The sequence below is a fragment of the Chitinophaga sp. YIM B06452 genome, from assembly GCF_039655965.1.
In the GTDB taxonomy this organism is placed as follows: domain Bacteria; phylum Bacteroidota; class Bacteroidia; order Chitinophagales; family Chitinophagaceae; genus Chitinophaga.
Genome location: NZ_JAWLKY010000001.1, coordinates 1,581,855 through 1,606,698 on the forward strand (window position 1 = coordinate 1,581,855; position 24,844 = coordinate 1,606,698).

The following is a 24,844-nucleotide window of genomic DNA, read 5'->3' on the forward strand; positions in this document are numbered from 1 at the left end:
ACGTGGAATTCCGTAAATTTGCAGTATGGAAGAGATCGTAAATAAAGTGGCGCAAAGCGCGCTTACCACTATAGACCTGGAACAATATTACCCGCAGGGAGAAACTGTTGTGTTCGACATGAAAGACCATCTTTTCATGGAGCTGATCCTGAAGGAAAAAGATTTCCGTGCGGCCCTGCTGGCACTGGATTGGGAAGTTTACCGCGATAAAAATGTAGCCATCACCTGCACGGCCGATGCCATCGTGCCTTTATGGGCATACATGCTCGTGGCCAGTTACCTGGAGCCCGTTGCAAAATTCTATGCTTTCGGTGATGCGGAATTTGTGCATAAGACCTTGTTCCTGAAAAATATTGCCGCCATTGATCCCGCGCAATTCCAGGACCAGCGTATTGTAGTGAAAGGTTGCGGAGATAAAACAGTGAGCGAAGCCGCGTATGTGGAGATCACCCGCGTATTGAGGCCGGTAGTAAAAAGCATTATGTACGGGGAACCCTGCTCTACCGTGCCGGTGTATAAAAAGAAATGATCAGAACCAGCCGCGTTTCCTGAAAATAATGATCATGCCGATAAACATCACGAGCATGATGCTTAGCACCACGAAATAACCATACGGCGTTTTCAGTTCGGGCATATGCTCGAAGTTCATCCCGTAAATACCCGTGATCACCGTGAGCGGCGCCATGAGCGTGGTTACCACGGCTAACACCTTCATTACTTCATTCAGCTTCTGGTTCATCTGCGCGTGATACAATTCCTGTAAGTTCATCACCAGGTCGCGGTAACTCTCTGCCATATCTACGGCCTGCACGATATGGTCGTACACATCCTTGAAATATTTTTCCGTGTTTTCCTCGATCAGCGAGTTCTCTGTTTTCAGGATGCCGCCCAACACCTCGCGTACAGGGGCAATGCCGCGTTTGAAGATGAGCATTTCCTTGCGCAGGAAATTGATGCGCGCCAGCGTGCGGTTGGTAGGCTGACGCGGAATGATCTCTTCCAGTACTTCTATTCTTTCACCGAGATTATCCATCACCTGGAAATAATTATCCACGATCACATCGAGCAGGGAATAAAAAAGATAATCCGCGCCGGACGTGCGCAGCTTGGTGCCGCCGGTGCGGAGCCTGTCGCGGATGGGGTTGAACACGTCGCGGTCCGGGTCGTCCTGGAAGGAGATGACGACGTTCTTGCCCAGCACCAGGCTTACCTGTTCCTGGTTTACCGTGGAGCTTTCCGGCTGGAAATACATCATGGGCAGCAGGCAGAAAAGATTGTCCCCGATCTCGTCCATCTTTGCGCGCTGGCCTTCGCTGAGAATATCTTCCATCAGCAGGAAGTGGACGTTGTAATTTTTACAGATGGCTTCTACTTCTTCCCGGCGTATACCATCTACATTGATCCATTTAATGCAATCCGTTTTGAAAAAGCGGAAACAATCGGAAACCTTTTCCATGACCTCTTCGTGGACGACATCGGCGGAATATTCGAACACTGTGATACGCACATGGTCAACGGGTCTCCGGGTGGTAGTGGCGGTTACCGGGTTGAAATTCATCAGCCGTTGCTTACGTACCTTGAATGGATTGATCGCGTCTGGAATCGGCAGCAGTGCGTGTTTAGCCATACCGGGGTATTTTATGCTAAAATAGAACATTGTCTGCGATGAAAAAAGAAACAGCCGCCGAAGTGAGTGACACAACGGCGGCTGAATAAAGAAAAGAAGCTGGTACTTAATCTCCTTCTTCCAGTTCAAATATCTGCTCCAGCGGCTTTTCGAATACCCGCGAAATTTTCAGGGCCAGAATGGTGGAAGGCACGTATTTATTGGATTCGATGGTATTGATGGTTTGCCGTGAAACGCCCGTCAGGCGCGCCAATTCGTCCTGCGTGAGATTCTTCCGGGCGCGTTCCACTTTAATGCTGTTTTTCATAATTGTGCTTGTTTCGGTACAGTAAAAAATGGAAACGTATGATGAAGATCAACAGGATCGTGAACATGTTGTAGACCATCACGGAAAGGAAATCCAGCCCGAAAAGCGCCAGGGCCGCGAGGATCAGCAGCACGTAGTTGACGATGACCGCTACCTGTAACGATTCCATGCGCAGCCTGCTGATGTATTCGTCTTCCGTTCTTTCTTTGCTGAACGATACGAGCAACAGCCCGGCCAGCAGGCCGATCAGGATAATGGTGCCGAGCAGCGGGAACTCGCTGTCCAGGCTGTCCGCGTCGAAAGGCAGGTTATTAAAAAAAATGTCCCCGAGAATGTAAGAATAGATACCGTACAGGAGAAAAGGTATGGTGATGATCCATCCGATCTTTTTGTAAAGGTGAGGTAAGAGATACTTTGGTTTCATGGCGAGTAATTTTCATAAAGATAGGTTTATTTTACAAAATGTAAAATATATTTTACATCATGACTAATTTATTTTACAAAAAAGGCCCGCTTTTGGCGGACCTTTTAGTATAAAAAGAGTTGAAAATCAGAATTTAGGCAGCTCGATTTCCGGCGCTTTGCCGATAGGAGCTCTTTCGAAAATATCGCCCATTTTAGCGTCTGCCGGTACAAAACCTGCCGTCCAGAGGTAGAACATACCGTTTTCGGAACCGCCGCCGAAGTCCAGGCGGTCTTTAGCGCGGGCCGTAGCATCGTTGCTGAAGCGGGCTTTTGTCAGTTCGATCCATTCGCCTTTACTTGATTTTACCCAATGATTGCCGTAATATCCTTTGCGGTATTGGAAGCCGTTCTCGAAGCTGAAGTTTTCGAGGAAGGAATACAAATGGCCCATGTACTTGCCGTCTTTCGGCGCGCGGAAGCTCGCGATCATTTTCCATTCTTTATGTTCAGGTACGTAGAAGTAAGCGGTATACTGCGTTGTAGTGCCGACGGGCACGGCGTGCATCAGGAATTTGTAGGTTTCGCCGGCCTTCCAGTTATATACCCAATGACTGTGGCCACCGGTGCCTTCGCCGCCAAAGCCGTGCGCGATCACGCTGTCGCCTTTGCCCAGCAACGTTACCTGGTCTTCGTACTTCACTTTCGCGCGGTCGTCGGGCTCTTTGCCGGAATCCCAAACGGAAAAGATGATCCTTCTTTCGGTGGGGCTGTTTACCTGCATGCCGAAATAACCGCGGTGCCAGCCGCAGGACATAAAGTAAGTGCCGAGTTTATCCTCGCCTTCCGGCACTTTGATCTCGCCGTAGAACCATTCCACTTCCGTGCCCTCCGGCGCAGTGTAGTTCAGGTGCACGGAAGCCGAACGGCGCCAGGGTTTGGGATTGAACTGGATATCCTTTGTAGCGGCGCCTTCCAGCGTGATGCCTTTAACATCCGCATATACAGAACCTTGTTTTTCCAGGCCTTTCAGCGAGACCGTATAAAAGCCCGGTTGTTTCAGTTTGGTCTGCAATGCCGGAATGGTAGCATAGTCCGCGCCGGCGGGAATGCTGATGATCTTTTCCATGCCGTTTACGCTGACGCGCACTTTGGCAGGGGCGTCGCTTTTGGCTTGCAGCGCGACTTTCAGTGCACCGGTATTGGCCGCATGGAAATAAAAGTTAATGGCATTGGAACTATCCGTCCAGCTCACGACGCCGCGCCTGCCAGAGATGTCAACGCCTTTTTCTTCGGGAACGGCATATGCCGTAAAGCCGGGCAGCACCACTTCCGTGGCAGGGGATTGCGCCCGCAGGGTATGGCCTGATGCCAGCGCCGCCAGCAGCAGGAAAGAGTAGCTTATCTTATTCATGCTTACAAATAAAACAGACCTGCCCCGCAGATGCAAGCGCGGCCGGGAAAAGTGACAATTGACTGAAAGAGGACAGGAGATCAGGGCGTCAGGATATTACAGTTGCACCAATGCACGTAGATCAGCGAGAAGTTTTTTACAAGCCGGGCAATTTCGCGGTCTGCCAGGCCAGTGGCTGTATGCACGCCCAGCGATTTAACGATGCCGTTTTCTTCCAGCCCGTAAAAGTAACCGGTGGGCGTATTCAACGCGAAACCGTTTTTGACAAAGCCGGGGCGATCGTCCAGCGCAATGCTGCCGGGCGTATAACTTTTGAGAAGGGCCTTCAGTTCAAATAAAGGGATGAACAGCTCCGCAGCGCCGATCTGGCGCCGGATATGAAGACGATGAAACGAACGGATGCCGTCGGCCAATTCACGGCTATGATTGATCCATACTTCTTTGATCTCATCCACCTCCTCGCCAACTGTACACAGTTTGCTGATGTTGATGAATTCTGCCTGTCGCCATTCATTGCCGGAAAGGGAAAGGGTGAAATCCGGGTAAGCGGGCAAGTTGGTCATCGGAGGGCGTTCATCGGAAATGGTAGGTAGGGAAAACCAGTTATCCATGGGTGAACACGTCACTTTACTCTAATATATGACGAAAATTTGTTAAAAGAAACGGAGGGGGTGGTTTTTTAATAGCGAATTAACAGCGAGGTTATTGGAAATGATAGGTTTACTCAGCGTTTTTTCTTGTATTTGATTTTCACATTCGCCACCCCGGCCTGCGTCATCCCCAGTTTGCGGGCCGCTTTTTTAGACAGGTCGATGATACGGCCGGCAACGAAAGGCCCGCGGTCGTTCACGCGCACTTTTACGGTTTTGCCATTAGCCAGGTTGGTAACTTTTACTTTCGTGCCGAAGGGAAGGGTTTGATGCGCGGCGGTCATCCGGTTTTGCCGGAACGTTTCGCCATTGGCGGTTTTGCGGCCCTGGAATTTGTCTGCGTAATAAGACGCTTTCCCGGCCTGCGTTACTTTGCGGGAACAGGAAGCGGTGCTTAGCAGCACGATTGCCGCCAAAATCGGCATCAGGTTTTTAGGTGGTGTCATAGCCTGGTTATAACGTCATTTGCATTACCGCATCATTCATAAAATAGCCGTGCCCGATATCAATATCTTCTTCGCCCACTTTCACGAAACCTTGCCGTTCGTAAAAACCCACTGCATTATTCCGGCGGTTCACATTCAGTGAAAGATATTTCATACCCGCGTTGCGCGCAATGGCCGCCACTTCATCCAGCAGCGCTTTGCCCACATTCTTCCCCTGCATTTGCGGCAGCACGTAGATCTTATGCAACTTTGATACCGGTTTACCCTGGTAATTCAATTCGTAGGACGCATAGCCGCCAAACACTCCATCAGCCCGGGCTAACAGGAAAACATGGTTTTTGTTCCTAACCTGGTCCAGCAGGGAAGCTTCGCTGTACATCATGTTCAGCATGTAAGCGATCTGTTCCGCAGTGAGGATATGACCGAAAGTAACAGGCCAGGTGGCATGCGCAATTTCACGGATGATGTGTACCTGTTCAGGAGTTGCAGTAGTGATGGTCAGCATGATCGTTCAGGTGAATGGTATCAATTTTTGCAATTTACGGGTTCTCAACAATAGAACTTCTTTTTTGTTATGTTTACAAAAAAATGCATGCGCCCGCTCTTATGGATCCTCTTGTCCTGCCTGTATTTTCCGCTTAAGGCACAGCAACTGAAACCCGGTTTTGACGCGAAAGAATACTTCGAACTGATGAGCCTCCCTGAACGGGGCGACAGCGCATCTTTCAACAAACGCCCGCCCGATAATTTTTCCCTCGTGTATATTTCCCCGGAAGTCGGCTTTTACAATCAATTTGTGATCTGGAAGCGCAGCGATGGCGTGGGCGTGATCCGCATCCGCGGCACCATTCCCAAAGACGTGAGCTGGCTTGCAAATTTTTATGCCGCCATGATCCCTGCAAAAGGCGCCTTGCAGTTAAACGATTCCACCCGCTGGGATTACCAGCTGGCAGCCAACGACAGCACGGCGTACGTTCACGCCGGCTGGACCATAGCGCTCGGTTTTATGGCGCCCGATATCGTGAAACAGGTGAAGGAACTGTATGCGCAGGGCGTGAAAGAGATCATCATCGCAGGCCACAGCCAGGGCGGCGCCATCGCATTCCTCACGCGGTCGTATCTTCAATATGCTCCCGGCATGCCTAAAGACATTCAATATAAAACCTATTGCAGCGCCGCGCCGAAACCCGGCAACCTGTATTATGCGTACGACTTTGAAAGCATTACCGCCAACGGCTGGGGCATGCGGATAGTGAGCAGTGCAGATTGGGTGCCGGAAACGCCGCTGTCGCTGCAGGCGAAAAAAGATTTTGACGTGATCAATCCTTTCCTCAATGTGGAAAAACAGCTGAAAGAACAAAAACTCATCGTGCGCTGGTATGCCCGCGGTGTGTACAACAAGCTGCAACGCACTACAAACCGCTCTGTGCGCAGGTTCCAGAAGTATTTAGGAAGATTTATGTATAAGATATCCAGCAAACACCTGAAGCAGCTGCGGCAGCCAGCTTACGTGTTCAGCAATAATTATTCAACCTGCGGCACACCGGTGATACTGATGACCGATGCGGAATACCACCGGAAATTCCCGTTCGATGGTAAGAATGTGTTTATAAATCACCAGCCGCAGGCGTATCTCTACCTGTTAAAGAAGCACTATAGAATTTAATTATTCAAGCGCGTCATTGCGAGGAGCAGCACTGGTTTTGTGCAGGGGAGCGCGACGAAGCAATCTCCAAATACGGGGTGTATCAATTCGACGCAAGAGATTGCTTCGTCGCCCTTCCCGCTTTGGCTCTGCTGCTTCTCGCAATGACGGGCTTTTAGGAACCGATGCGCTGGAAAAGCCCGGGATAATCCAGCACCAGCCCGTCTTCATCTACCGTAAGCTCCGCTTTGAAATCTCTCACTACGCCTTCGTAGAGATATTTATCTTCCGCCAGGCGCGTGTACCATTGCGTAACGGGTTTGATCTCGTTGTCGAAAACGTTGATGTAAAGTACCTGGAGTTCGCGCCTGTCGTGCAGCGGCAGCTCAAGGCGGCGGATGGGCAGGGTATTGGTGAAAGGAGTGAGGGAAATATCGATGTCGGTGCATTCGTACCATTCGGGGCGGGCGTGGCCGCTTTGGGTCCATTTGCCGTCCGGGTCGCGCTGGATGGAGATCCAGGAGCAGTCGCCGGAACGCTCAACGGCCATTTCAAGCGCAGTCACTTCCCAGTTGCGGTCTGTAATGATATCGTAAGTAACAGAAAACGGTGTATCCTCACCGAAACCTACGATGGAGCCGTCTATACGTATATCCGTTTCCGTGATCTCCACGTTGCAGTATTCCATCATCTGGTAATGCAGCGCTTTCCAGATTACCTGTTTTTTCATTGTGCACTATTGAAGGTGTCGCCCTGGCGGATATCCCCGGTCTCGAATCCTTTCTTGAACCAGTACATGCGCTGGGCGGAAGTTCCATGTGTGAATGCATCGGGCACAACGTAGCCGCGGGATTGCTTCTGCAGGCGGTCGTCGCCGATGGCATTGGCGGCGTTAAGCGCTTCCTCGATGTCGCCCGGCTCGATAACGTTCTGCAGTTTCGAAGTGTGATGCGCCCACAGGCCTGCGAAGAAATCGGCCTGCAGCTCCAGTTTTACGGACAGTTTATTGTATTCCGCTTCGCTGAGGCGGCTGCGCTGGGCCTGTACTTTTTCAGAAATGCCGAGCAGGTTCTGCACATGATGGCCTACTTCGTGCGCAACCACGTACGCCATGGCAAAGTCGCCCGGGGCGTTGAGCTTGTTTTGTAATTCATCGTAGAAGGACAGGTCGATGTACACCTGGTGGTCTGCCGGGCAATAGAACGGCCCCGATGCTGCCGATGCGCCGCCACAGGCGGATTGCACCATGCCGGAGAACAGCACGAGCTTGGGTTCCTGGTATTGCTGGTTCATTTGGGCGAACTGTTTGTTCCATACGTCTTCGGTTTCAGCGAGCACTACCCTTACGAGGGAATCGGCCGCGGCTTCGGCGGCCTGTTGTTCCGGCGACATTTGTTGCTGCTGGCCGGTTTGCTGCTGCATGTCCAAAACCTGGGAGGGGTCGCCGCCAAGGAAATAAATGATCACGGCGATCACGATGGCGCCAATGCCACCGCCTGCCACGAGGCCCCCGCGCGATGAACCGCGACGGTCTTCAACATTACCGCTTTGACGGCGTCCTTGCCAACGCATAGAATTTCAGTTTGATTAGGTAGTATAAATTTAACAAATAAAAACTATACCAAATTCATGGACAGCCTTGGGTTAATGGAAAAGTAAAGGCCGGGTAAAAACCCGGCCCGGCTGAAGGTTACAACAAAATCTAAACCTGCTTATGAGAAGACTTAAAAAATTCAAATTTACATGGACAGGAACATCAGCGAATGGTCCTTGCTTTCCAGCTGGGAACTGCCCATCAGGAACTCATCCACTTTTCTCGCACATTCGCGTCCTTCACTGATCGCCCACACCACCAGCGATTGCCCGCGGCGCATGTCGCCGGCTGCAAATACTTTGGGGATGGAGGTTTGATAAGCTTTTTCCGTCGCTTTCACGTTGCCGCGGTCGTCTGTTTCAACGCCGAGGTCTTCCAGCATTCCTTTCTGTTGCGGGTGTAAGAAACCCATTGCCAGGAAAGCCAGTTCACAGGGAACTTCCCTTTCCGAGCCCGGTATTTCGGTAAACCTTGCAGGTGCGCCGTTCTCGCCGAGCGTCCATTGCAGGTCCACCAGCAGCAAACCTTTCAGGTTGCCTTTATCATCGCCCACGAAAGCTTTGGTAGCGATCGCCCATTTGCGGTCTGCCCCTTCCTCGTGGGAAGAAGATGTTTTTAATACCATCGGGTAAGTAGGCCATGGCATGAACGGCGTTCTTTCGCCGGGAGGCTTCGGCAGCAGTTCCAGCTGCGTAACGCTCACCGCGCCATGACGGTTGGAGGTGCCCACACAGTCAGAGCCCGTGTCGCCGCCGCCGATCACTACTACGTTCTTTCCTTTGGCAATAATGTCTTCCCCATCCACTTTCAGCTTGCTCACTCTTTTATTCTGCTGTTTCAGGAAGTCCATGGCAAAGTGCACGCCTTTCAGCTCGCGGCCGGGAATAGCGAGATCCCTGGGAATGGTGGAACCGCCCGCCAGCACTACGGCGTTGTATTCGCGCAGCAGGTCGTTCACGCTCACGTTCACACCCACATTCGCATTGCAGCGGAATTCAACACCTTCTTCTTCCATCAGCGAGATCCTGCGGTCTATTACCCATTTTTCCAGTTTGAAATCGGGGATGCCGTAACGGAGAAGCCCGCCGGGCCTGTCGTCTCTTTCAAACACGGTCACGTTGTGGCCTGCGTAATTCAGCTGTGCCGCGGCAGCAAGCCCTGCGGGGCCTGAACCGATCACGGCGACTTTTTTGCCGGTGCGCACACGCGGCGTTTTAGCTTTTACCAGGCCTTTATCGAAAGCAACTTCAATAATATGTTTCTCGATCTCCTCGATGGCCACCGGCGGCTGGTTGATGCCCAGCACGCAGGAACTTTCACAGGGGGCAGGACAAATGCGCCCGGTGAATTCCGGGAAGTTGTTGGTAGAGGTCAGCACATCGTATGCTTCCTGCCAGTCTTTCCGGTAAACGGCATCGTTAAATTCCGGGATCACGTTACCCAGCGGGCAACCGCTGTGGCAGAAGGGTACGCCGCAGTTCATGCAGCGCGCCGCCTGTTCGTTAAGCTTCGGTTCGCTGAACCGCTCTACGAATTCGTTATAATGCTTCACCCTGCTTTTGGGATCAGCTTTACCGGGAAGCTCCCTTGTAAATTCCAGAAATCCTGTTGGTTTGCCCATATCTGTCTCTGCTTGTCCGCTTTTAAAAATTGTTTGTTACGCTTTGCTCTTCACTCCCTTTGCAGCAGCCGCTTTCAGGGCCGCTTTGTATTCTTTCGGGAACACTTTCACGAAGTGGCGCAGTTGGTTCTCCCAGTCTTTCAGGATGAACTTGGCCACCGTACTGTTCGTATAAGCGTGATGTTTAGTGATCAGGTCCTGGAGGATGGCGGCGTCTTCTTCGCCAACCGGGTCCAGGTCGATCATATCCGGGTTGCACTGTGACGCGAAAGTTCCTTTCACATCGTACACGTAAGCAATACCGCCGCTCATGCCCGCGCCGAAGTTGCGGCCGGTTTCCCCGAGGATGACTGCTTTACCGCCGGTCATATATTCACAACCGTGATCGCCGGTGCCTTCCACTACAACCGTAGCGCCGGAGTTGCGCACGCAGAAGCGTTCGCCGGCCTTGCCGCGGATGTAAGCCTCGCCGGATGTTGCGCCGTACAGCGCCACGTTGCCCGCGATGATATTCTCTTCCGCTTTAAAGCCCGCTTCGTTGGAAGGATAAAGGATCAGCTTGGCGCCGGACAGGCCTTTGCCGAAGTAATCGTTCGCTTCGCCTTCCAGCTCCAGCGTTACGCCCTTGGTGTTGAATGCGCCAAAGCTCTGGCCGGCTGAACCGGTGAATTTATTGTGAATAGTGTCTTCCGGTAATCCTTCGCTTTTGTAGCGTTTGGAAATTTCGTTGGAGAGAATGGTGCCGACGGTACGGTCCGTATTCTTCACCTTGTAAGTGCCGTATACCCTGGTTTTGTTTTCCAGCGCGGGTTTGGCGGCTTTCAGCAGCTGCCAGTCCATCACTTCGGCCAAACCATGATCCTGCTCTTCCTGTTTGTACAGGCCGGTTTCGTCTGAAGCCGGTTCGCGGTACAGCACGGGGGAGAGGTCCAGGTGCTTGTATTTCCAGTGTGTAATGTTCTCGCGTACTTTCAGCACTTCCACCTGTCCCACCATTTCCTGTACGGTGCGGAAGCCCAGCTCGGCCATGATCTCACGGAACTCGGCCACCAGGAAGTGGAAGAAGTTCACCACGGCATCTGCGGTGCCGTTGAAGCGTTTGCGCAGGTCCGGGTCTTGCGTGGCTACGCCGACAGGACAAGTGTTCAGGTGGCATTTACGCATCATGATACAGCCTTCCACTACCAGCGCTGCGGTGGCTACGCCCCATTCTTCAGCGCCGAGTAAAGTGGCGATCGCGATATCGCGGCCGGTTTTCAGCTGGCCGTCGGTCTGCACGGTTACGCGGCTGCGGAGTTTGTTGCGAACGAGCGTCTGGTGTGTTTCAGCCAGGCCCAGTTCCCAGGGCAAACCTGCGTGCTTGATGGAGCTGATGGGAGATGCGCCCGTACCGCCGTCGTGGCCGGAAACGAGGATCACATCGGCATGCGCTTTGGCAACGCCGGCGGCAATAGTGCCCACGCCTGCTTTGGATACCAACTTCACGCTGATGCGCGCAGCGCGGTTCGCGTTCTTCAGGTCGAAGATCAGCTGCGCCAGGTCTTCGATGGAATAAATATCGTGGTGCGGCGGCGGGGAGATCAGGCCTACGCCGGGCGTAGCATGACGTACCTTCCCGATCCAGTCGTCCACTTTATGGCCGGGCAGCTGGCCGCCCTCGCCGGGCTTGGCGCCCTGCGCCATTTTGATCTGCAATTCGTCCGCATTCGTGAGGTAGTAGCTGGTAACCCCGAAGCGGGCAGATGCTACCTGCTTGATGGCGGAGCGCATGGAGTCGCCGTTGGGCAACAGCTCATAACGCATTTCATCTTCACCGCCTTCGCCGGTATTGCTTTTCGCGCCAATGCGGTTCATAGCCACAGCCAGCGTGGAGTGCGCTTCATGGCTGATGGAACCGAAGCTCATCGCGCCGGTGGCAAAACGTTTCAGGATGCTTTCAGCAGATTCCACTTCTTCGATCGGCACCGGGTTGCGGTTGCGTTTGAAGGTGAACATGCTGCGCAGCGTAGCTGCTTTTTCGCTCTGGTCGTTTACAGCTTTTGAATATTTTTTGAAGATGCCGTAGTCGTTCATACGGGTGGAATACTGCAGCAGGTGGATGGTAGTGGGATTGAAAAGGTGGAATTCACCTTTACGTTTCCACTGGTACACGCCGCCGGTGCTGAGGCGCTGAACCGGGGTTTCTTTCCGGCCGTAGCTGGTCCAGTGTTTGGCGAGTGTTTCCTGTGCAATTTCATCGAGGCCCATACCCTGGATGCGGGAAACGGCGCCGGTGAAATATTTGTCCACCACGGTCTTGTTGATACCGAGTATTTCGAAGATCTGCGCACCCTGGTAAGATTGCAGGGTGGAGATGCCCATCTTGGAGAACACTTTGAAGAGTCCTTCGCAGATGGCCTTGATATAATTCTTCTTCAGTTTGTCTACGTCCAGCTCTGTTTGCAGCTTTCCTTTCAGGCGCATGTCGCGGATGGTGCTGAGCGCCAGGTAAGGATTGATGGCAGTAGCGCCGAAACCGAGCAGGCAGGCGAAGTGATGCACTTCCCACACGTCGCCGGCTTCCACTACCAGGCCAACCTGGCCGCGGTAACCTTTGCGGATGAGGTGGTGATGCACGGCGGAAAGCGCCAGCAGCGAAGGAATGGGAGCATGCTCTGAGTCGATCGCACGGTCTGAGAGGATCACCACTTCAAAGCCGTCTTCCACCGCATCCACAGCGTAGCGGCAAAGGCGCGCCAGGCCTTTTTCGAGGGAGCCGGGCTTACCGTCTGCCTTGAAATAAGTATGTAACGTTTTGGCCTGGAAGATGCCGGTATCTATGCTCCGTATCTTTTCCAGCTCGTAGTTGTTCAGGATCGGGTGCGGCAGCGCAACGCTGTGGCAGTGCAGCGGATCTTCGTCGAGAAGATTGCCGTTGTTGCCCAGGAAGGTAGCCAGGCTCATCACCAGCCTCTCCCTGATGGGATCGATGGGCGGGTTGGTTACCTGTGCAAACAGCTGCTTGAAGTAGCTGCTGATATGCTGCGGCTGGTCGCTGAGGATGGCCAGGGGCACATCCGTACCCATGGAACCGATCGGCTCTTTGCCGTCGATGGCCATTGGCGCGATGATGGTGTCCAGGTCTTCGGTGGAATACCCGAAAGCGCGCTGGTATTTGAAGATCTGCTCGTGCTCCAGGTGCGTGAAAGTAACGCGGGGCTCGGGCAGCTCGTCCAGGCGGATCTTATATTTATTGAGCCATTCGGCGTAAGGCTGCTGGGAACAAATGCCCTGCTTCAGTTCTTCGTCGCCGATGATGCGGCCCTGTTCCATATCCACCACGAACATTTTGCCCGGCTGGAGACGGCCTTTTTCTTTTACATTTTTCGGATCGATGGGCAGCACGCCTGCTTCGGAGGCCATGATCACCCGGTCGTCTTTCGTTACCACGAAGCGGGAAGGGCGGAGGCCGTTCCTGTCGAGGGTAGCGCCGATGATCTTTCCATCCGTGAAAGAGATGGAAGCCGGCCCGTCCCAGGGCTCCATGAGGGAAGCGTGGTATTCGTAGAATGCTTTCTTCACCGGGTCCATGGCTTCATTGCCGTCCCAGGCTTCGGGGATCAGCATCATCATTACATGGGGCAATGAGCGGCCGGTAAGGTTCAGCAGTTCGATCACATTGTCCAGGCAGGCGGAGTCAGACTGGCCTTCGTCTACGATCGGCGACAGCATTTCCATTTCCTCCGGGGTGAAGTATTTGGTCACGAAGCTGTTCTCGCCTGCGCGCAGCCAGTTCAGGTTGCCTTTCAGCGTGTTGATCTCGCCGTTGTGGGCGATGTAGCGGAAAGGATGCGCGAGCTTCCAGCTGGGGAAGGTGTTGGTGGCGAAACGGCTGTGAATGAGGCCGAATGCGGATACCATGCGTTCGTCGCGCAGGTCGGTATAATAGTGGCCAACCTGGTAAGTGGTGAGCTGGCCTTTGTATACGATCGTTTTGCAGGAAAGCGAAGCGAAATAAATTTCGGCTTTATCTTTCGGGATGGAGTTGCGAACGGTTTTGGTAATATAATTACGCAGCACGAACAGCTTGCGTTCGAACTCTTCCGGGTCGGAGACCTGGTAGGGGCAGGCGATGAACAGCTGCTCTATTTCCGGTTCTACGCTCAGCGCGGTTTCGCCGATGCCATCGGGGCGAACGGGAACTTTGCGGTAGCCGAGTATTTCGAGGCCCAGTTTTTCCGCGCAGCGTTGTATGATCTCGCGGCACTCTTCGCGCCACCGTGGTTCTTTCGGGAAGAATACCATTCCCACACCGTATTTACCGGTTTCGGGAAGTTTGATGCCTAATTTCAGGCATTCCGCGTACAGGAATTCATGCGGCATCTGAATAAGAATGCCGGCGCCATCACCGGTAGTGCGCTCGCAGCCGCAGGCACCGCGATGCTCCATATTTTCCAGCATCGTCAATGCATCACGAATGATCTGGTGCGACTTCCTACCTTTAATGTGGGCGGTAAAGCCCGTACCGCACGCATCATGTTCAAATTCTGCACGATACAAACCCTGCTCTTGGCTCACTTTTTCCATTGGCTTTAGATTTTTTCCTTTTTATCAGATACACTCCTCCCGGCAGGCGCTAATGCTCCAGGCTTAGGTACCGTAATTGCTTTGGGAACGGTTTAAAGATACTAAAGGAATGCGGTATTTTTTACATAAAGTTCTATTAAAGGGCTAAAATTTAGAAATTCTTAAAAATGGCCACAGTTTGATTTGAAATAAACAAAAATTGAACCCCGCCCGAAGCCCACTCCGGACAAAAAAAGCCGGGAGCAATTCCCGGCCTGGTAATAAGTTGTGTAAAAGTCTATGAATCAGGGCGCGAACTCGAACCTGGGCCTGCCGTTCACGATTTCCACCCGCAGCGGATCGCTGATCATGCTCTCGTTTTGCATACGGTCCAGAGCGGTAACTATATAAATATATCCCTGCCCTTTAATGTATGCCCGGTCCATATACACGGGGTCCGGCATCTGCTGTACGATCGCGATGATCTTCGTCGGGTCGTTCACATTCACCACTTCTTTGTCGGTAAACCGGTACAGCACGTACTGTTTCGTTTGGTGCGAAGTATCATCATCCGCCCAGCGGATTTCCAGCCCTTCCGGCTTTTCGAAGGCGTCTGTGAAATAAGGCGCTTTCGGCGCGGAGTTATCCAGCCAGGGCATGGTAGGCCGCAGCGCGGGATAGTGGTAGAGGTGATTGCGCAAAGTGTCTTCAAAACCAAGCGGGTTGCCGTTGAAGGATTTGGAACTGAAGAACACGCTGCCCTGCACGGTGGCCAGCGAGCGGGCCGCATTGATCTGGCGGGCCATTTCCCGCGGGTCTTTCCAGCCCGCCGTGCTGCCGATGCGGTAAGGCGCATGACCGATGTACATATGCCGCCCATAGGCGTGTTGCGACCACCAGGTGATGGCCACTTCGTAAGGTACCAGCCGGTGGCCGAATTCCCAGTACAATTGCGGGGTCAGGTAATCTATCCAGCCCAGGCGCTGCCATTTGATCACGTCCGCATACAGGTCGTCATAATTCGTAAGACCGGCGCGGGTAGCAGAGCCATCGGGGTCCTGGTCGCGGTTGCGCCATACGCCGAAGGGGCTGATGCCGAATTTCACCCAGGGCTTTTCCGCTTTGATGGCGGAGCTGAGCATCTGGATAATGGTGTCCACATTAAAACGGCGCCAGTCGTCCAGGTAGCGGCCTTTGCCGTAAAGGCGGTAAGAGCCGTTGTCCGGGAAGTTGCGGCCGGGAATAGCATAGGGGTAAAAATAATCGTCGAAGTGGATGGCGTCTATGTCGTAGCGTTTCACCACATCGCGGATCACGTCCGTTACGTAGCTGCGCACTTCGGGGATGCCGGGATCGAAATATTTTTTATCCCCGTAGGTGAGGAACCATTGCGGTTTGGTGCGGGTGATGTGGTTCGCCGCGATGCTGCTGGAGCGGATGTTGGATACGGCGCGGTAGGGATTGAACCAGGCGTGGAACTCCATGCCGCGTTTATGCGTTTCCGTGATCATGAATTCCAGCGGATCGTAGTAGGGTATGGGCGGCTGGCCCTGCCTGCCGGTGAGGTATTCGCTCCAGGGCTCGTAGGGAGAAGGGTAAAAAGCATCTGCCGCGGGCCTCACCTGGAACACGATCGCGTTGATGCCGTTGCGCTGGTGCTGGTCCAGCAGCTGGGTAAACTCCCGTTTCTGCTCTTCCGTGCTCAGCCCCTTGCGGGAAGGCCAGTCTATATTCTCGATGGTTGCGATCCATACGGCCCGCAGTTCCCGTTTGGGTGGCAGCTGTGCGCTGGTTTGCCGGACGAGGCCAAAGAGTAACAATCCTGCCAATAAGTGCTTCACCATTTCTATACTTTAAAAACCTTTAAAAACCGTAAACTGCGAAAATAGAATTCCAACCGGCAAATCCCAAATGCAGATCAACCTGTTACATATCAAAAGCGGGGCCGGAGGCGCTCATAAAATACGGAAGACGGCGTTATTTCCACGGCCAACAAAGTACCTGCGGTTAAAAAACCGGATCAGCAGCAATAAACCCATTAACAGCATTTTCATAGCATCCACCATAAAAGATTTGTATTTTACTACGACAGATTCCACGGACATGAAAAAGATCCTTCTCCTCATATCGCTCGCCGCCCTTTGTCAGCAGGCTTTTGCACAGGCAGCCGAAAAAGCGGCGCAGCAGTTCCTCCGCACGCTTGATACGGGTTTGCGCGCCAAAGTGCAGTTCAGCTGGGAAGATGCCGAACGTTTTAACTGGCATTTTGTGCCCCGCTCCCGGAAAGGCCTTCCGCTGAAAGAGATGAACGACACGCAACGCGCCGCCGCTTACGCCCTGCTGAAGCGCTGCATGAGCAACAACGGCTACACCAAAGCCTCGGCCATCGTGCAGCTGGAATATGTGCTGCGCGCGCTGGAAGGCCGCGGGGAAAATGATGATTACCGTGACCCCGGCAAATATTACTTTTCCGTTTTCGGCGACCCTGCGGCGGGGAAGCCCTGGGGCTGGCGGGTGGAAGGGCATCATCTTTCGCTGAACTTTTCTGCCCTGGAAAATAAATGGATGGCCGGCAGCCCGATGTTCATGGGCTCCAATCCCGCCATAGTGCCGGATGGCCCGAAGAAAGGGCAGCAGATACTGAAGGAAGAGTCCGTTTTGGCCTTCGGCCTCCTGGAAGGCCTGAACGATCAGCAGCGGAAAGAGGCTGTGGTAGCGGAAAAAGCCCCGGCAGACATTATCACCGGCAATAAAAGGAAAGCCTGGCTGCAGGAGCCTCCTGGTCTTGGGTATGCCAAACTAAGCCCGGCGCAGCAGCAACAGCTGAAAGTGCTGGTGGCGGTGTATGTAGACCGCTATACTAAGCTCATGGCCGATATCATCTGGAAAGAAATTGCGGATGCGGGCTGGGAGAACGTTCATTTTGCCTGGGCCGGCGGCCATGCCTGGGGTACGGGGCATTATTACCGCATTCAGGGCCCGACCTTCATTATAGAATACGACAATACGCAGAATAACGGGAACCATGTGCATACGACCTTCCGCGACCTGAAGAACGATTTCGGGGAAGATATGCTGAAGGAACACTACGACAGTGCCCACCGGTAGTATTTTCTCTTTTTGCTATACCTTCCGGCCGAGGTACTGGCTGTAATCCGGCAGGATGACGGTGTACTCCTGGTGCATGAGGGGCGAGGTCATGAGGAAGTCCGCCGAGGCCCGGTTGCTGGCCATGGGTATGTTCCAAACCACGCCCAGCCGCAGCAGGGCTTTGATGTCCGGGTCGTGGGGCAGCGCCTCCATGGGATCCCAGAAAAAGATGATCACGTCAATACGCCCTTCCGCAACAGCCGCACCGATCTGCTGGTCCCCGCCGAGCGGGCCGCTCAGCAGTTTCCTCACGGATACGTCCAGGGCCTCTTCCAGCAGCTTGCCGGTTGTGCCGGTGGCGTACAGTTCATGCCGTGTGAGCACCGTTTTGTTGTAAAGCGCCCATTCCAGTAATTCCGCTTTCTTGTGGTCGTGTGCAATCAGCGCAATCCTCTTACGGGCCTGAAGGGATTTAGTGTGTACCATGCTGCAAAAATAGACGGCTTTCCCAACACTGCAAGATTAAACGCCCGAACTCGCCATTTTTTGCTAATTTTGCAGGAGAAAATTGTATATAATGATCAAAACAGGAAATCCAATTATCAGTATCTATACGGAAATGACGCCGAACCCGGAAACGATGAAGTTTGTGGTGAACAAGCTCCTCTATCCGAATAAATCCATCGATTTCCCGGATGCTGCCAGCACTGCCCCATCTCCCCTGGCCGCCGAACTGTTTACTTTCCCCTTCATCAGGGGCGTATTCATCTGCAGCAACTTCGTGACGCTTACCAAAACCAACGATACCGACTGGGCGGATGTGATCCCTACCATCAAACAATTCCTGAAGGAATACCTGGAGGACAACCGCGCGGTGATCAATGAAGACGATATTGTATCCACCCCTGTGTTCAGCGGCGACGAAAGCGACGTTGTACAGCGGATCAAGGAATTACTCGAAAACTACGTGAAACCCGCAGTGGAAATGGATGGCGGCGCCATCCAGTTCAAAGATTACCACGAAGGCGTGGTAACCGTGATGCTGCAAGGTTCATGTTCAGGCTGCCCCTCTTCCATGATCACGCTCAAAGCCGGCATAGAAGGCATGATGAAGCGCATGATCCCCGAAGTGAAAGAAGTGGTGGCTGAAGCAGAATAAGCCATAGTTGAGTGAATGATAGTGTTAGAAGCGCGGCCTGGAGGCTGCGCTTTTTTCATTTATGATCCTTAGCTTTACACCCGGCAATCTTTAAAAACTGACTATGAGAGGGATTTTATTGGGATGCGCATTGGTAATGGCCAGTGCGTCTTTGTTTGCACAGCAGGCTGAAGCAGTGATCACTTACGGCTTTAAGAACAACGGAAAGGAATCGCGCGGGGAACAGCAATTGTACATCAAAGGAAAGCAGGTCAGGCTGGCGCCCGCCGGCAGGCAAACGGAGCAGCAATTCCTTCACTATGGCGAAAAAGCCAGCTACCAGGTGCTCAACAGCAACGGCGAAATATTTACGTTGAAAAAATCCTTTTCAGAATACGTTAAACCGGAACTGATCCCGGGGATAGATACCGTGGCGGGCGTTCCCTGCAAAAAAGCGAAGGTCTTTATCCGCTCCAACACCATCGAAGTATGGTATACCAACGACCTGAAAATAAAAGGTACGCCCTCCATCACCGTGGCTCCCGGCCTGGGCCTCGTGCTTAAGACCATCCGCAACGGCAATTCGGAAACTTACGCCAGGCAGATCGAATACAGGGCCGTAACAGCGGAAGAACTGAACTGGCCTGCCAATAAAGGGAAAATTGTGGATGAGCCCACTTACCAGCGCCAGGTAATAGAAAGCCGCTACACCACGCTGCCCATCTTCGACCGGGAGCAGATCAGCTGGGGCAACGCGATCAACAATCCCGCGGCAGAAACGCTAAATGCGACCTACAAATTCGCGGGCGGCACCGTGATATTGAAGAAAGTGAAGCTGCCCGCCGCAAAGCCCGGCCAACGGCTGTTTGCGGAGCTGGCGCAATATTCCAACGGCGATGCTTACGACCGTACCGGCTCCGTGTTTATGATCCCAACTGATAAAGCCGTTACTTTCCTGCAGGGACTGCAACAAGGCGCGCAAGCCTTGCCAACCTTCACCGCCCGCAACGGTAAAAAATACCAGGGCTACGTAACCACGGATAATTACGTAGCGCCGCTGGAACTAATGCGCTTCTTCACGCCTTTCGGCGTAAGGCACTTCAACGCCCAGGCCCGCATCAAAGGCTACAACTGGGCCGACTCCGCCGTATATAAACAGGACATTTCCGAGCTGCTGCCGCGCCTGCAGGGCGAAGTATGGATCGGCATCTACATTGGCAACTACGACAAAGGCGGCCACAAAGCCAGCCTCAGCTTCAAATACTATCCCGGCTACGACGGGGAAGGAACAACGGAAAACAAAAAATGGATAATGCCCGTTTTCAACTCCACCAATCTCATGGAAATGGCCGGCCAGGAATACGCCACACTCTTCGGCCAGGATTCGCTGACCGTAACGGTGGATGTGCCGCAGGGCGTAAAGAACCTCAAGCTGCGCTACATTACCACCGGCCATGGCGGCTGGGGCGGCGGCGATGAGTTCAATCCAAAGCTGAACGAAATATTTGCGGACGGCCAAAAGATCTATCATTTCTTTCCCTGGCGGGAAGACTGCGCCACCTACCGGCTGCTAAATCCCGCTTCCGGCAACTTCGGGAACGGATTATCATCCTCAGACCTGAGCAGGAGCAACTGGTGCCCCGGCACGCTGACCTTGCCGGTAGACATCCCGCTGCCGGAACTGGCGCCGGGTAAACATACCTTGCAGGTGGCCATCCCGTTGGGTAAGCCGGAGGGCGGCAGCTTCAGCTTCTGGAACGTTTCAGGGGTGTTGATCGGCGATAAAGAATAACAATCATTCGCGGGACTGATACGTCAGTCCCGTTTTTATAAAGTATGGAACAGATCTACCAGGAAGTAATCAAAGGATTTCAGCGGATGACGTTGCCGGATATCATCGCTATGGTGTTTGGCGTAATCAGCGTATTATGTTCACGGCGGAACAGCGTATGGGTGTATCCGACGGGGCTTATTAGCACGGGGATCTATACATATACGCTGGCGCAGGCACATTTTAGACTGTATGCGGAATCTGCATTGAACGCGTATTATTTTATCATGAGCATATACGGCTGGTACAACTGGAGCCGCAATACCACGTCCGCCGGCGACCATGTGGGCATATCGGTTGTAAACCGTCGTGAGCTTGGTATTGCCGTGGGCATCGTGATTATCGGCTGGGGAATTCTTTATATGCTGCTGCATAATTTTTCTGATTCGGATGTTCCTGCGCTGGATGCATTCGTATCCGCAACCGCTTGCAGCGGCATGTGGCTGCTGGCTAAAAGAAAAATTGAGAACTGGATATTTCTCAACATTTCTAACCTTGTGGCAGTGCCGCTGCTGTTTTATAAAAAATATGAATCACTGGCAGTGTTGACTATATTCCTGTTCATTGTGGCGGTAGATGGGTATTTCCGCTGGAGGAAACTCTATCGTCAACAACTAAACGAAAATAAACCTTGAAGCGGATCGTAGTGATAGGCCCGGAATCTACCGGCAAGAGCACGCTCAGCGAACAGCTGGCCGCATATTTCAACACGGAATGGGTGCGGGAATACGCGCGCGGATACCTGGAAAACCTGGGCCGCCCGTATGAGCAACACGACCTGCTGCAGATCGCCGAAGGCCAGCTGCGCCTGGAGGACGAAACGGCTTCCCGCGCAAAAGATCTCATCATTTGCGATACTGATCTCCAGGTGATAAAAGTATGGAGCGAAGCGAAGTACGGCGAATGTGACCCGCGCATCCTTAAAATGATCGCGCAGCGGCAATATGACCTGTACCTGCTCACCTACATAGACATCCCCTGGACGGACGACCCCTTGCGCGAGCACCCGCTTCCATCAGAAAGAGAATATTTCTACAACATTTACCGGGACATCGTGATGAACGCCGGCATTCCCTGGGAGGACATCCGGGGAGATCATAACCAGCGGCTGAAAGCCGCGGTGGATGCGGTTAAACAAATTATTTGATCAAACCCGCAATATCCGGATCAGGGGCAAGGTTGCGCATCTGTACCAGTATCCTCCGCTGCCGCCAGTAGGTGATGCGGGCGGGCGGGTTCACGGTATATTTTATGGGATTAGGCAGGCAGGCCGCTATCATGGCTGATTCTTCCCGGTTGAGGGTTGCGGCGGGTTTATGGTAGTTAGCCTGCGCGGCAGCTTCCACGCCAAATACGCCTTCGCCCATTTCTGCCACGTTCAGGTACATTTCAAGAATGCGTTTTTTACCCCAGATCTTTTCGATCATAAAAGTGAAATACACTTCAAGGCCTTTCCGGATGTAACTGCGGCCCTGCCAGAGAAATACATTCTTGGCCACCTGCTGGCTGATGGTGCTGGCGCCGTGGATCTTCTTGCTTTTCTGGTTGTGCTTCATCGCTTTCTCGATGGACTTGAAATCGAACCCGTCGTGGTCCGGGAACAGCTGGTCTTCACTGGCAATAACGGCCAGCTTCACATGCTGGCTCATTTCATCCAGGTTCACATAATCGCGTTTGAAACTTTTATCAGTACCCCAAAGGCTGAACCAGCTGCTGATCATGGTAACGGTGATGGGAGGATTCACCCAGCGCAGCAGGATAATATACAACAGTTGTGCAACGAACAGTATGAGGAAAATTCTTTTAAACAGCCGCCAGGTCCTGGGGACGATTCCTTTTAATTTCATCCGGGTAGTTTTCAAACCGGGCGGAAAGTTAGCAAGATTATTGGATTTTATCTTTCCGGTTGAATGCGTAATTTCCACCGGCAACATATCAACATGGCATTTTGTTATTAGTATAAACCAGGGCTCATGAGACTAGAACTGCATCCGCAAAATCCGAATCCGCGCAACCTGAAAACCATCATCGAATGCCTCCGCGACGGCGGCGTGGTGATCTATCCCACCGATACCGTGTACGGCATGGGCTGCGATATTTTCAAGCACGAAGCCGTGGAAAGGATCGCGCGGATCAAAGGGATGGACCCGAAGAAAACACATTTCTCCTTCATCTGCTACGACCTGAGCCATCTCACAGACTACACAAAAAGTGTGGACACGCCGCTGTTCCGCCTCCTTAAAAAAGCGCTTCCCGGGCCATACACCTTCATCCTGCCCGCCAGCAGGCAGGTGCCGAAAATGCTCAAGACCAAACGCGATACCGTGGGCATACGCGTGCCGGATAATCTTATCTGCCGCACGCTGGTAAAGGAATTGGGCAACCCGATCATGAGCACGTCGTTGCCGGTGGATGAATACGTGGAAGAATACACGGACCCGGAGATCATCCACGACAAATTCGGGAAACTGGTAGACATCGTGGTAGACGGCGGGCCGGGCGGGCTGGTGTTTTCCACCGTAATAGACTGCACAGGCCCCGAGCCTGAACTGGTAAGGGAAGGCGCCGGCAGCTGGGAAGAGATCAGTTAAAAAAAGAAGCCGCTCCCTTGCAGGAACAGCTTCTCACAGGAAATACCCGTTAATATCTTCAGATGCCCATCTTTTTGGCGAGCGCAGCGGGAATCGCTTTTTTGTTTACCATATAACAGGTCGTTTTGTACGCGAAATACGGCATGGAAGCGTAGAAGTAGCCATTGCAGGGACTTCCGGCGGTTCCCCAGGAGTTTTTCACGATAAAGAATTTATTGCCCTGCTGATCTTTGGCCAGGCCGGTGATGTGCATGCCATGATCGTCCTGCGTTTCGTAGTTGTCGAAGGCCAGCTGGCGGTTTTCCTGGGTGATAGTCTTTTCCTTCGCGGGCTGCGTGAAAAGCGTTTCGCGCTCTTTGGCGGAATAATCAGCCCAGTCTTTTTCGGGAACGATGGCCAGGCCGTCTTTATAAGAAAACCCTTTCTCGCTCACGTCTGCCGCCCAGGCAATGGAATACCCGTTCATCACCGCCTGTTCCGCGATAGCGGTAAAGTCGTTCAGTGGCACATTGTATACTTTCTCCCAGTTCCAGTTATCCGGCACTTCCAGCACAAACTGTTCGTAAAACGGATGGTGGTTGAAGGAGGAGATGATCACGTAGTCGTCTGCATTCAGGCCAAGCTCTTTTGCGAAAGACTGCGGGGTGTAAGATTTACCCTTGTATTGGAAAGTCTCCGGCGTAGCGCCGATATATGCATCCAGCACGCCTTCCAGCGCTTTCTGCCAGTTGGGGTTTACGGTATTGGCTTCGCCCAGCTTTTTGACCATGGGTTCCATGAGGCCGAGCATTTCAGCGTGGTTGTAAGTTTTATCGCGGTTGCCATCGTATGCTTCCTGCGGAACAAGTCCGTATTTTTTCAGGCAGAGCAGGTCGTCAGGAAAACCGCCGCCTTCGCCGAAGTTGGCCTTGCCATGCATGCGCACGTAGTTGGCGGCTTTCAGCGGGTACATTTTGCGTACCACGAACATTTCGCTCAGGTTAAGGTCTTTGCCTTTCCCGTTGCGGATCAGTTCTGATTCAAAAAATGAAAGGCCTGAAAAAGACCAGCAGGTGCCGGTTTGGCCCTGGTTCTGCACAGCGTAGGCGTCGAGGTTCCTGAGAACGGTGAACTGGTATTGGCTGCCTTCCTTGTTGGTTTGCGGGATCGTTTGCGCGGCGGCGGTCATGCCCCATAATACCGCGGCGCTCAACAACAATTTCTTCATGCTCTTGCTTTAGTTGGTTTTGTAAAGCAGCAAATGTAAGGGTCAGGCGGTAACCGACCTCAGGAGGATTGATGAGCGGTATTTGCGGCCTCAAATTGTTCGCGGGTGATCTCCCAGCGCCACAGCTCGCCCGCATCGGTGCCGTTTACGGCGCCGGCGAAATGCATGCCTGCTTTTTGCAGCACTTTCACCGCAGCGTTATATTCTTCAAGGGTGTGAGCAATCACCTTATTCACGTAGGAATGACTGAAAGCAAAACGGATAAGGGTTTCCGCCATTTCTGTGGCATATCCCTGCTCCCTGTATGCGGAGGACACTTCGTAACCGATCTCCACCACGCCATTCGCATCGGGGCGGCCTTTGAATCCGCCGGTACCTATCAGCCGGTTGTCTGCCCGGTGAATGGCCAAATAAAAGAACCAGCCCAGCAGCGCCGGGTCGTTGCGCAATTTATCATAAGCCACCAACACCATTTCAGGAAATTCCGTCCACTGTTCCGGCACGTCTGCACCCAATAACTGTGCTAATGCTTCATTCCCATGCAAAGCCGCTTCGAAATATTTTAACGTGCAGGGCAACAATTGTAACCTCGAGGTTTGGATCATATATGAAAGCTAGTAAACGATTCTCGGAAATGCAAGGGGTATGCCAGGAAAGAATTGACAGATTTTCGGGGGCATATTGGCAGGGGTGCTAACGATATCCCCTGCCAATTTTTCAAAGGAAATTTTTCCGG

The 24,844-nt window shown here is 52.9% G+C and carries 24 protein-coding genes; 8 read left to right on the forward strand and 16 right to left on the reverse strand.

Going from position 1 to position 24,844, the window contains the following annotated elements; all coding sequences use genetic code 11:
• Positions 1-25 precede the first annotated feature (25 nt).
• On the forward strand, positions 26-529 hold the full coding sequence (locus R3I13_RS06250) for a DUF2480 family protein (RefSeq protein ID WP_346317067.1): 504 nt from the start codon (positions 26-28) through the stop codon (positions 527-529).
• Here the strand turns inward: R3I13_RS06250 and corA are convergent, their stop codons facing one another.
• From corA to R3I13_RS06285, 7 genes are all read right to left on the reverse strand, one after another.
• Complete coding sequence (gene corA / locus R3I13_RS06255) at positions 530-1,627, reverse strand: magnesium/cobalt transporter CorA (protein WP_346317068.1); 1,098 nt, start codon at positions 1,625-1,627, stop codon at positions 530-532.
• 106 nt (positions 1,628-1,733) lie between these two features.
• Entirely contained in the window at positions 1,734-1,934 is a 201-nt protein-coding gene (locus R3I13_RS06260; RefSeq protein WP_346317069.1) for a helix-turn-helix transcriptional regulator, read from the reverse strand.
• Positions 1,918-2,358 (reverse strand): hypothetical protein, encoded by a 441-nt coding sequence (locus R3I13_RS06265; protein ID WP_346317070.1) that lies wholly within the window; start codon positions 2,356-2,358, stop codon positions 1,918-1,920. Before R3I13_RS06265 ends, R3I13_RS06260 begins: the two co-directional genes overlap by 17 nt.
• A gap of 126 nt (positions 2,359-2,484) precedes the next feature.
• Positions 2,485-3,750 carry a DUF3472 domain-containing protein gene (locus R3I13_RS06270; protein WP_346317071.1) on the reverse strand — a complete coding sequence of 422 codons (1,266 nt, stop codon included), beginning with the start codon at positions 3,748-3,750 and terminating at the stop codon, positions 2,485-2,487.
• Positions 3,751-3,830: 80 nt separating this feature from the next.
• Positions 3,831-4,313 carry a hypothetical protein gene (locus tag R3I13_RS06275; protein WP_346317072.1) on the reverse strand — a complete coding sequence of 161 codons (483 nt, stop codon included), beginning with the start codon at positions 4,311-4,313 and terminating at the stop codon, positions 3,831-3,833.
• A 161-nt stretch (positions 4,314-4,474) separates the two neighbouring features.
• The gene (locus R3I13_RS06280; RefSeq protein ID WP_346317073.1) at positions 4,475-4,846 is read right to left on the reverse strand and encodes a septal ring lytic transglycosylase RlpA family protein; all 372 of its coding nucleotides are present in this window, start codon (positions 4,844-4,846) and stop codon (positions 4,475-4,477) included.
• 7 nt (positions 4,847-4,853) lie between these two features.
• The gene (locus tag R3I13_RS06285) at positions 4,854-5,351 is read right to left on the reverse strand and encodes a GNAT family N-acetyltransferase (protein ID WP_346317074.1); all 498 of its coding nucleotides are present in this window, start codon (positions 5,349-5,351) and stop codon (positions 4,854-4,856) included.
• Between the two features lie 87 nt (positions 5,352-5,438).
• Between R3I13_RS06285 and R3I13_RS06290 the strand changes: the two genes are divergently transcribed.
• Entirely contained in the window at positions 5,439-6,512 is a 1,074-nt protein-coding gene (locus tag R3I13_RS06290; RefSeq protein WP_346317075.1) for a lipase family protein, read from the forward strand.
• Between the two features lie 154 nt (positions 6,513-6,666).
• On the opposite strand, the gene R3I13_RS06295 is transcribed toward R3I13_RS06290, so the two are convergent.
• From R3I13_RS06295 to R3I13_RS06315, 5 genes are all read right to left on the reverse strand, one after another.
• Positions 6,667-7,221, reverse strand: coding sequence for a putative glycolipid-binding domain-containing protein (locus R3I13_RS06295; RefSeq protein WP_346317076.1), 555 nt, complete (start codon positions 7,219-7,221; stop codon positions 6,667-6,669).
• On the reverse strand, positions 7,218-8,063 hold the full coding sequence (locus R3I13_RS06300) for a neutral zinc metallopeptidase (RefSeq protein ID WP_346317077.1): 846 nt from the start codon (positions 8,061-8,063) through the stop codon (positions 7,218-7,220). The genes R3I13_RS06295 and R3I13_RS06300 overlap by 4 nt, the downstream gene beginning before the upstream one ends.
• Before the next feature lie 167 nt (positions 8,064-8,230).
• Positions 8,231-9,706, reverse strand: coding sequence for a glutamate synthase subunit beta (locus R3I13_RS06305; protein WP_346317078.1), 1,476 nt, complete (start codon positions 9,704-9,706; stop codon positions 8,231-8,233).
• A 36-nt stretch (positions 9,707-9,742) separates the two neighbouring features.
• The gene (gene gltB / locus R3I13_RS06310) at positions 9,743-14,272 is read right to left on the reverse strand and encodes a glutamate synthase large subunit (RefSeq protein WP_346317079.1); all 4,530 of its coding nucleotides are present in this window, start codon (positions 14,270-14,272) and stop codon (positions 9,743-9,745) included.
• Positions 14,273-14,556: 284 nt separating this feature from the next.
• A complete protein-coding gene (locus R3I13_RS06315; protein WP_346317080.1) occupies positions 14,557-16,095 on the reverse strand; it encodes a family 10 glycosylhydrolase in 1,539 nt (512 codons plus the stop codon).
• Between the two features lie 259 nt (positions 16,096-16,354).
• On the opposite strand from R3I13_RS06315, the gene R3I13_RS06320 reads away from it, so the two are divergent.
• Positions 16,355-17,359, forward strand: coding sequence for a DUF3500 domain-containing protein (locus R3I13_RS06320; RefSeq protein ID WP_346317081.1), 1,005 nt, complete (start codon positions 16,355-16,357; stop codon positions 17,357-17,359).
• A 15-nt stretch (positions 17,360-17,374) separates the two neighbouring features.
• On the opposite strand, the gene R3I13_RS06325 is transcribed toward R3I13_RS06320, so the two are convergent.
• Complete coding sequence (locus tag R3I13_RS06325) at positions 17,375-17,827, reverse strand: methylglyoxal synthase (protein WP_346317082.1); 453 nt, start codon at positions 17,825-17,827, stop codon at positions 17,375-17,377.
• 91 nt (positions 17,828-17,918) lie between these two features.
• On the opposite strand from R3I13_RS06325, the gene R3I13_RS06330 reads away from it, so the two are divergent.
• The 4 genes from R3I13_RS06330 (at position 17,919) to R3I13_RS06345 (ending at position 21,457) form a co-directional block, all read left to right on the forward strand.
• Complete coding sequence (locus R3I13_RS06330) at positions 17,919-18,500, forward strand: NifU family protein (RefSeq protein ID WP_346317083.1); 582 nt, start codon at positions 17,919-17,921, stop codon at positions 18,498-18,500.
• Positions 18,501-18,603: 103 nt separating this feature from the next.
• Positions 18,604-20,271, forward strand: coding sequence for a PNGase F N-terminal domain-containing protein (locus R3I13_RS06335; protein ID WP_346317084.1), 1,668 nt, complete (start codon positions 18,604-18,606; stop codon positions 20,269-20,271).
• Positions 20,272-20,315: 44 nt separating this feature from the next.
• Positions 20,316-20,945: a nicotinamide riboside transporter PnuC gene (pnuC, locus tag R3I13_RS06340; RefSeq protein ID WP_346317085.1), complete on the forward strand. Its 630-nt coding sequence runs from the start codon at positions 20,316-20,318 to the stop codon at positions 20,943-20,945.
• The gene (locus R3I13_RS06345) at positions 20,942-21,457 is read left to right on the forward strand and encodes an ATP-binding protein (protein WP_346317086.1); all 516 of its coding nucleotides are present in this window, start codon (positions 20,942-20,944) and stop codon (positions 21,455-21,457) included. Before pnuC ends, R3I13_RS06345 begins: the two co-directional genes overlap by 4 nt.
• Here R3I13_RS06345 and mtgA read toward each other — a convergent pair.
• Complete coding sequence (gene mtgA / locus R3I13_RS06350; RefSeq protein WP_346317087.1) at positions 21,450-22,157, reverse strand: monofunctional biosynthetic peptidoglycan transglycosylase; 708 nt, start codon at positions 22,155-22,157, stop codon at positions 21,450-21,452. The genes R3I13_RS06345 and mtgA overlap by 8 nt on opposite strands.
• Before the next feature lie 126 nt (positions 22,158-22,283).
• Here mtgA and R3I13_RS06355 point away from each other — a divergent pair, with 126 nt between their 5' ends.
• Complete coding sequence (locus R3I13_RS06355) at positions 22,284-22,901, forward strand: L-threonylcarbamoyladenylate synthase (protein ID WP_346317088.1); 618 nt, start codon at positions 22,284-22,286, stop codon at positions 22,899-22,901.
• 58 nt (positions 22,902-22,959) lie between these two features.
• Here R3I13_RS06355 and R3I13_RS06360 read toward each other — a convergent pair whose 3' ends face one another.
• Together R3I13_RS06360 and R3I13_RS06365 are read right to left on the reverse strand one after the other, a co-directional pair.
• On the reverse strand, positions 22,960-24,108 hold the full coding sequence (locus R3I13_RS06360) for a C1 family peptidase (RefSeq protein ID WP_346317089.1): 1,149 nt from the start codon (positions 24,106-24,108) through the stop codon (positions 22,960-22,962).
• Between the two features lie 59 nt (positions 24,109-24,167).
• The gene (locus R3I13_RS06365; RefSeq protein ID WP_346317090.1) at positions 24,168-24,713 is read right to left on the reverse strand and encodes a GNAT family N-acetyltransferase; all 546 of its coding nucleotides are present in this window, start codon (positions 24,711-24,713) and stop codon (positions 24,168-24,170) included.
• Positions 24,714-24,844 lie beyond the last annotated feature (131 nt).

Coding starts and splice junctions, on each gene's coding strand:
- R3I13_RS06285 (WP_346317074.1), bottom strand. CDS start 5,351: ATGCTGACCATCACTACTGCAACTCCTGAACAGGTACACATCATCCGT.
- R3I13_RS06280 (WP_346317073.1), bottom strand. CDS start 4,846: ATGACACCACCTAAAAACCTGATGCCGATTTTGGCGGCAATCGTGCTG.
- R3I13_RS06315 (WP_346317080.1), bottom strand. CDS start 16,095: ATGGTGAAGCACTTATTGGCAGGATTGTTACTCTTTGGCCTCGTCCGG.
- R3I13_RS06365 (WP_346317090.1), bottom strand. CDS start 24,713: ATGATCCAAACCTCGAGGTTACAATTGTTGCCCTGCACGTTAAAATAT.
- corA (WP_346317068.1), bottom strand. CDS start 1,627: ATGGCTAAACACGCACTGCTGCCGATTCCAGACGCGATCAATCCATTC.
- mtgA (WP_346317087.1), bottom strand. CDS start 22,157: ATGAAATTAAAAGGAATCGTCCCCAGGACCTGGCGGCTGTTTAAAAGA.
- R3I13_RS06250 (WP_346317067.1), top strand. CDS start 26: ATGGAAGAGATCGTAAATAAAGTGGCGCAAAGCGCGCTTACCACTATA.
- R3I13_RS06335 (WP_346317084.1), top strand. CDS start 18,604: ATGAGAGGGATTTTATTGGGATGCGCATTGGTAATGGCCAGTGCGTCT.
- R3I13_RS06355 (WP_346317088.1), top strand. CDS start 22,284: ATGAGACTAGAACTGCATCCGCAAAATCCGAATCCGCGCAACCTGAAA.
- R3I13_RS06330 (WP_346317083.1), top strand. CDS start 17,919: ATGATCAAAACAGGAAATCCAATTATCAGTATCTATACGGAAATGACG.
- R3I13_RS06300 (WP_346317077.1), bottom strand. CDS start 8,063: ATGCGTTGGCAAGGACGCCGTCAAAGCGGTAATGTTGAAGACCGTCGC.
- R3I13_RS06275 (WP_346317072.1), bottom strand. CDS start 4,313: ATGACCAACTTGCCCGCTTACCCGGATTTCACCCTTTCCCTTTCCGGC.
- R3I13_RS06305 (WP_346317078.1), bottom strand. CDS start 9,706: ATGGGCAAACCAACAGGATTTCTGGAATTTACAAGGGAGCTTCCCGGT.
- R3I13_RS06325 (WP_346317082.1), bottom strand. CDS start 17,827: ATGGTACACACTAAATCCCTTCAGGCCCGTAAGAGGATTGCGCTGATT.
- R3I13_RS06295 (WP_346317076.1), bottom strand. CDS start 7,221: ATGAAAAAACAGGTAATCTGGAAAGCGCTGCATTACCAGATGATGGAA.
- gltB (WP_346317079.1), bottom strand. CDS start 14,272: ATGGAAAAAGTGAGCCAAGAGCAGGGTTTGTATCGTGCAGAATTTGAA.
- R3I13_RS06320 (WP_346317081.1), top strand. CDS start 16,355: ATGAAAAAGATCCTTCTCCTCATATCGCTCGCCGCCCTTTGTCAGCAG.
- pnuC (WP_346317085.1), top strand. CDS start 20,316: ATGGAACAGATCTACCAGGAAGTAATCAAAGGATTTCAGCGGATGACG.
- R3I13_RS06260 (WP_346317069.1), bottom strand. CDS start 1,934: ATGAAAAACAGCATTAAAGTGGAACGCGCCCGGAAGAATCTCACGCAG.
- R3I13_RS06270 (WP_346317071.1), bottom strand. CDS start 3,750: ATGAATAAGATAAGCTACTCTTTCCTGCTGCTGGCGGCGCTGGCATCA.
- R3I13_RS06290 (WP_346317075.1), top strand. CDS start 5,439: ATGCGCCCGCTCTTATGGATCCTCTTGTCCTGCCTGTATTTTCCGCTT.
- R3I13_RS06360 (WP_346317089.1), bottom strand. CDS start 24,108: ATGAAGAAATTGTTGTTGAGCGCCGCGGTATTATGGGGCATGACCGCC.
- R3I13_RS06265 (WP_346317070.1), bottom strand. CDS start 2,358: ATGAAACCAAAGTATCTCTTACCTCACCTTTACAAAAAGATCGGATGG.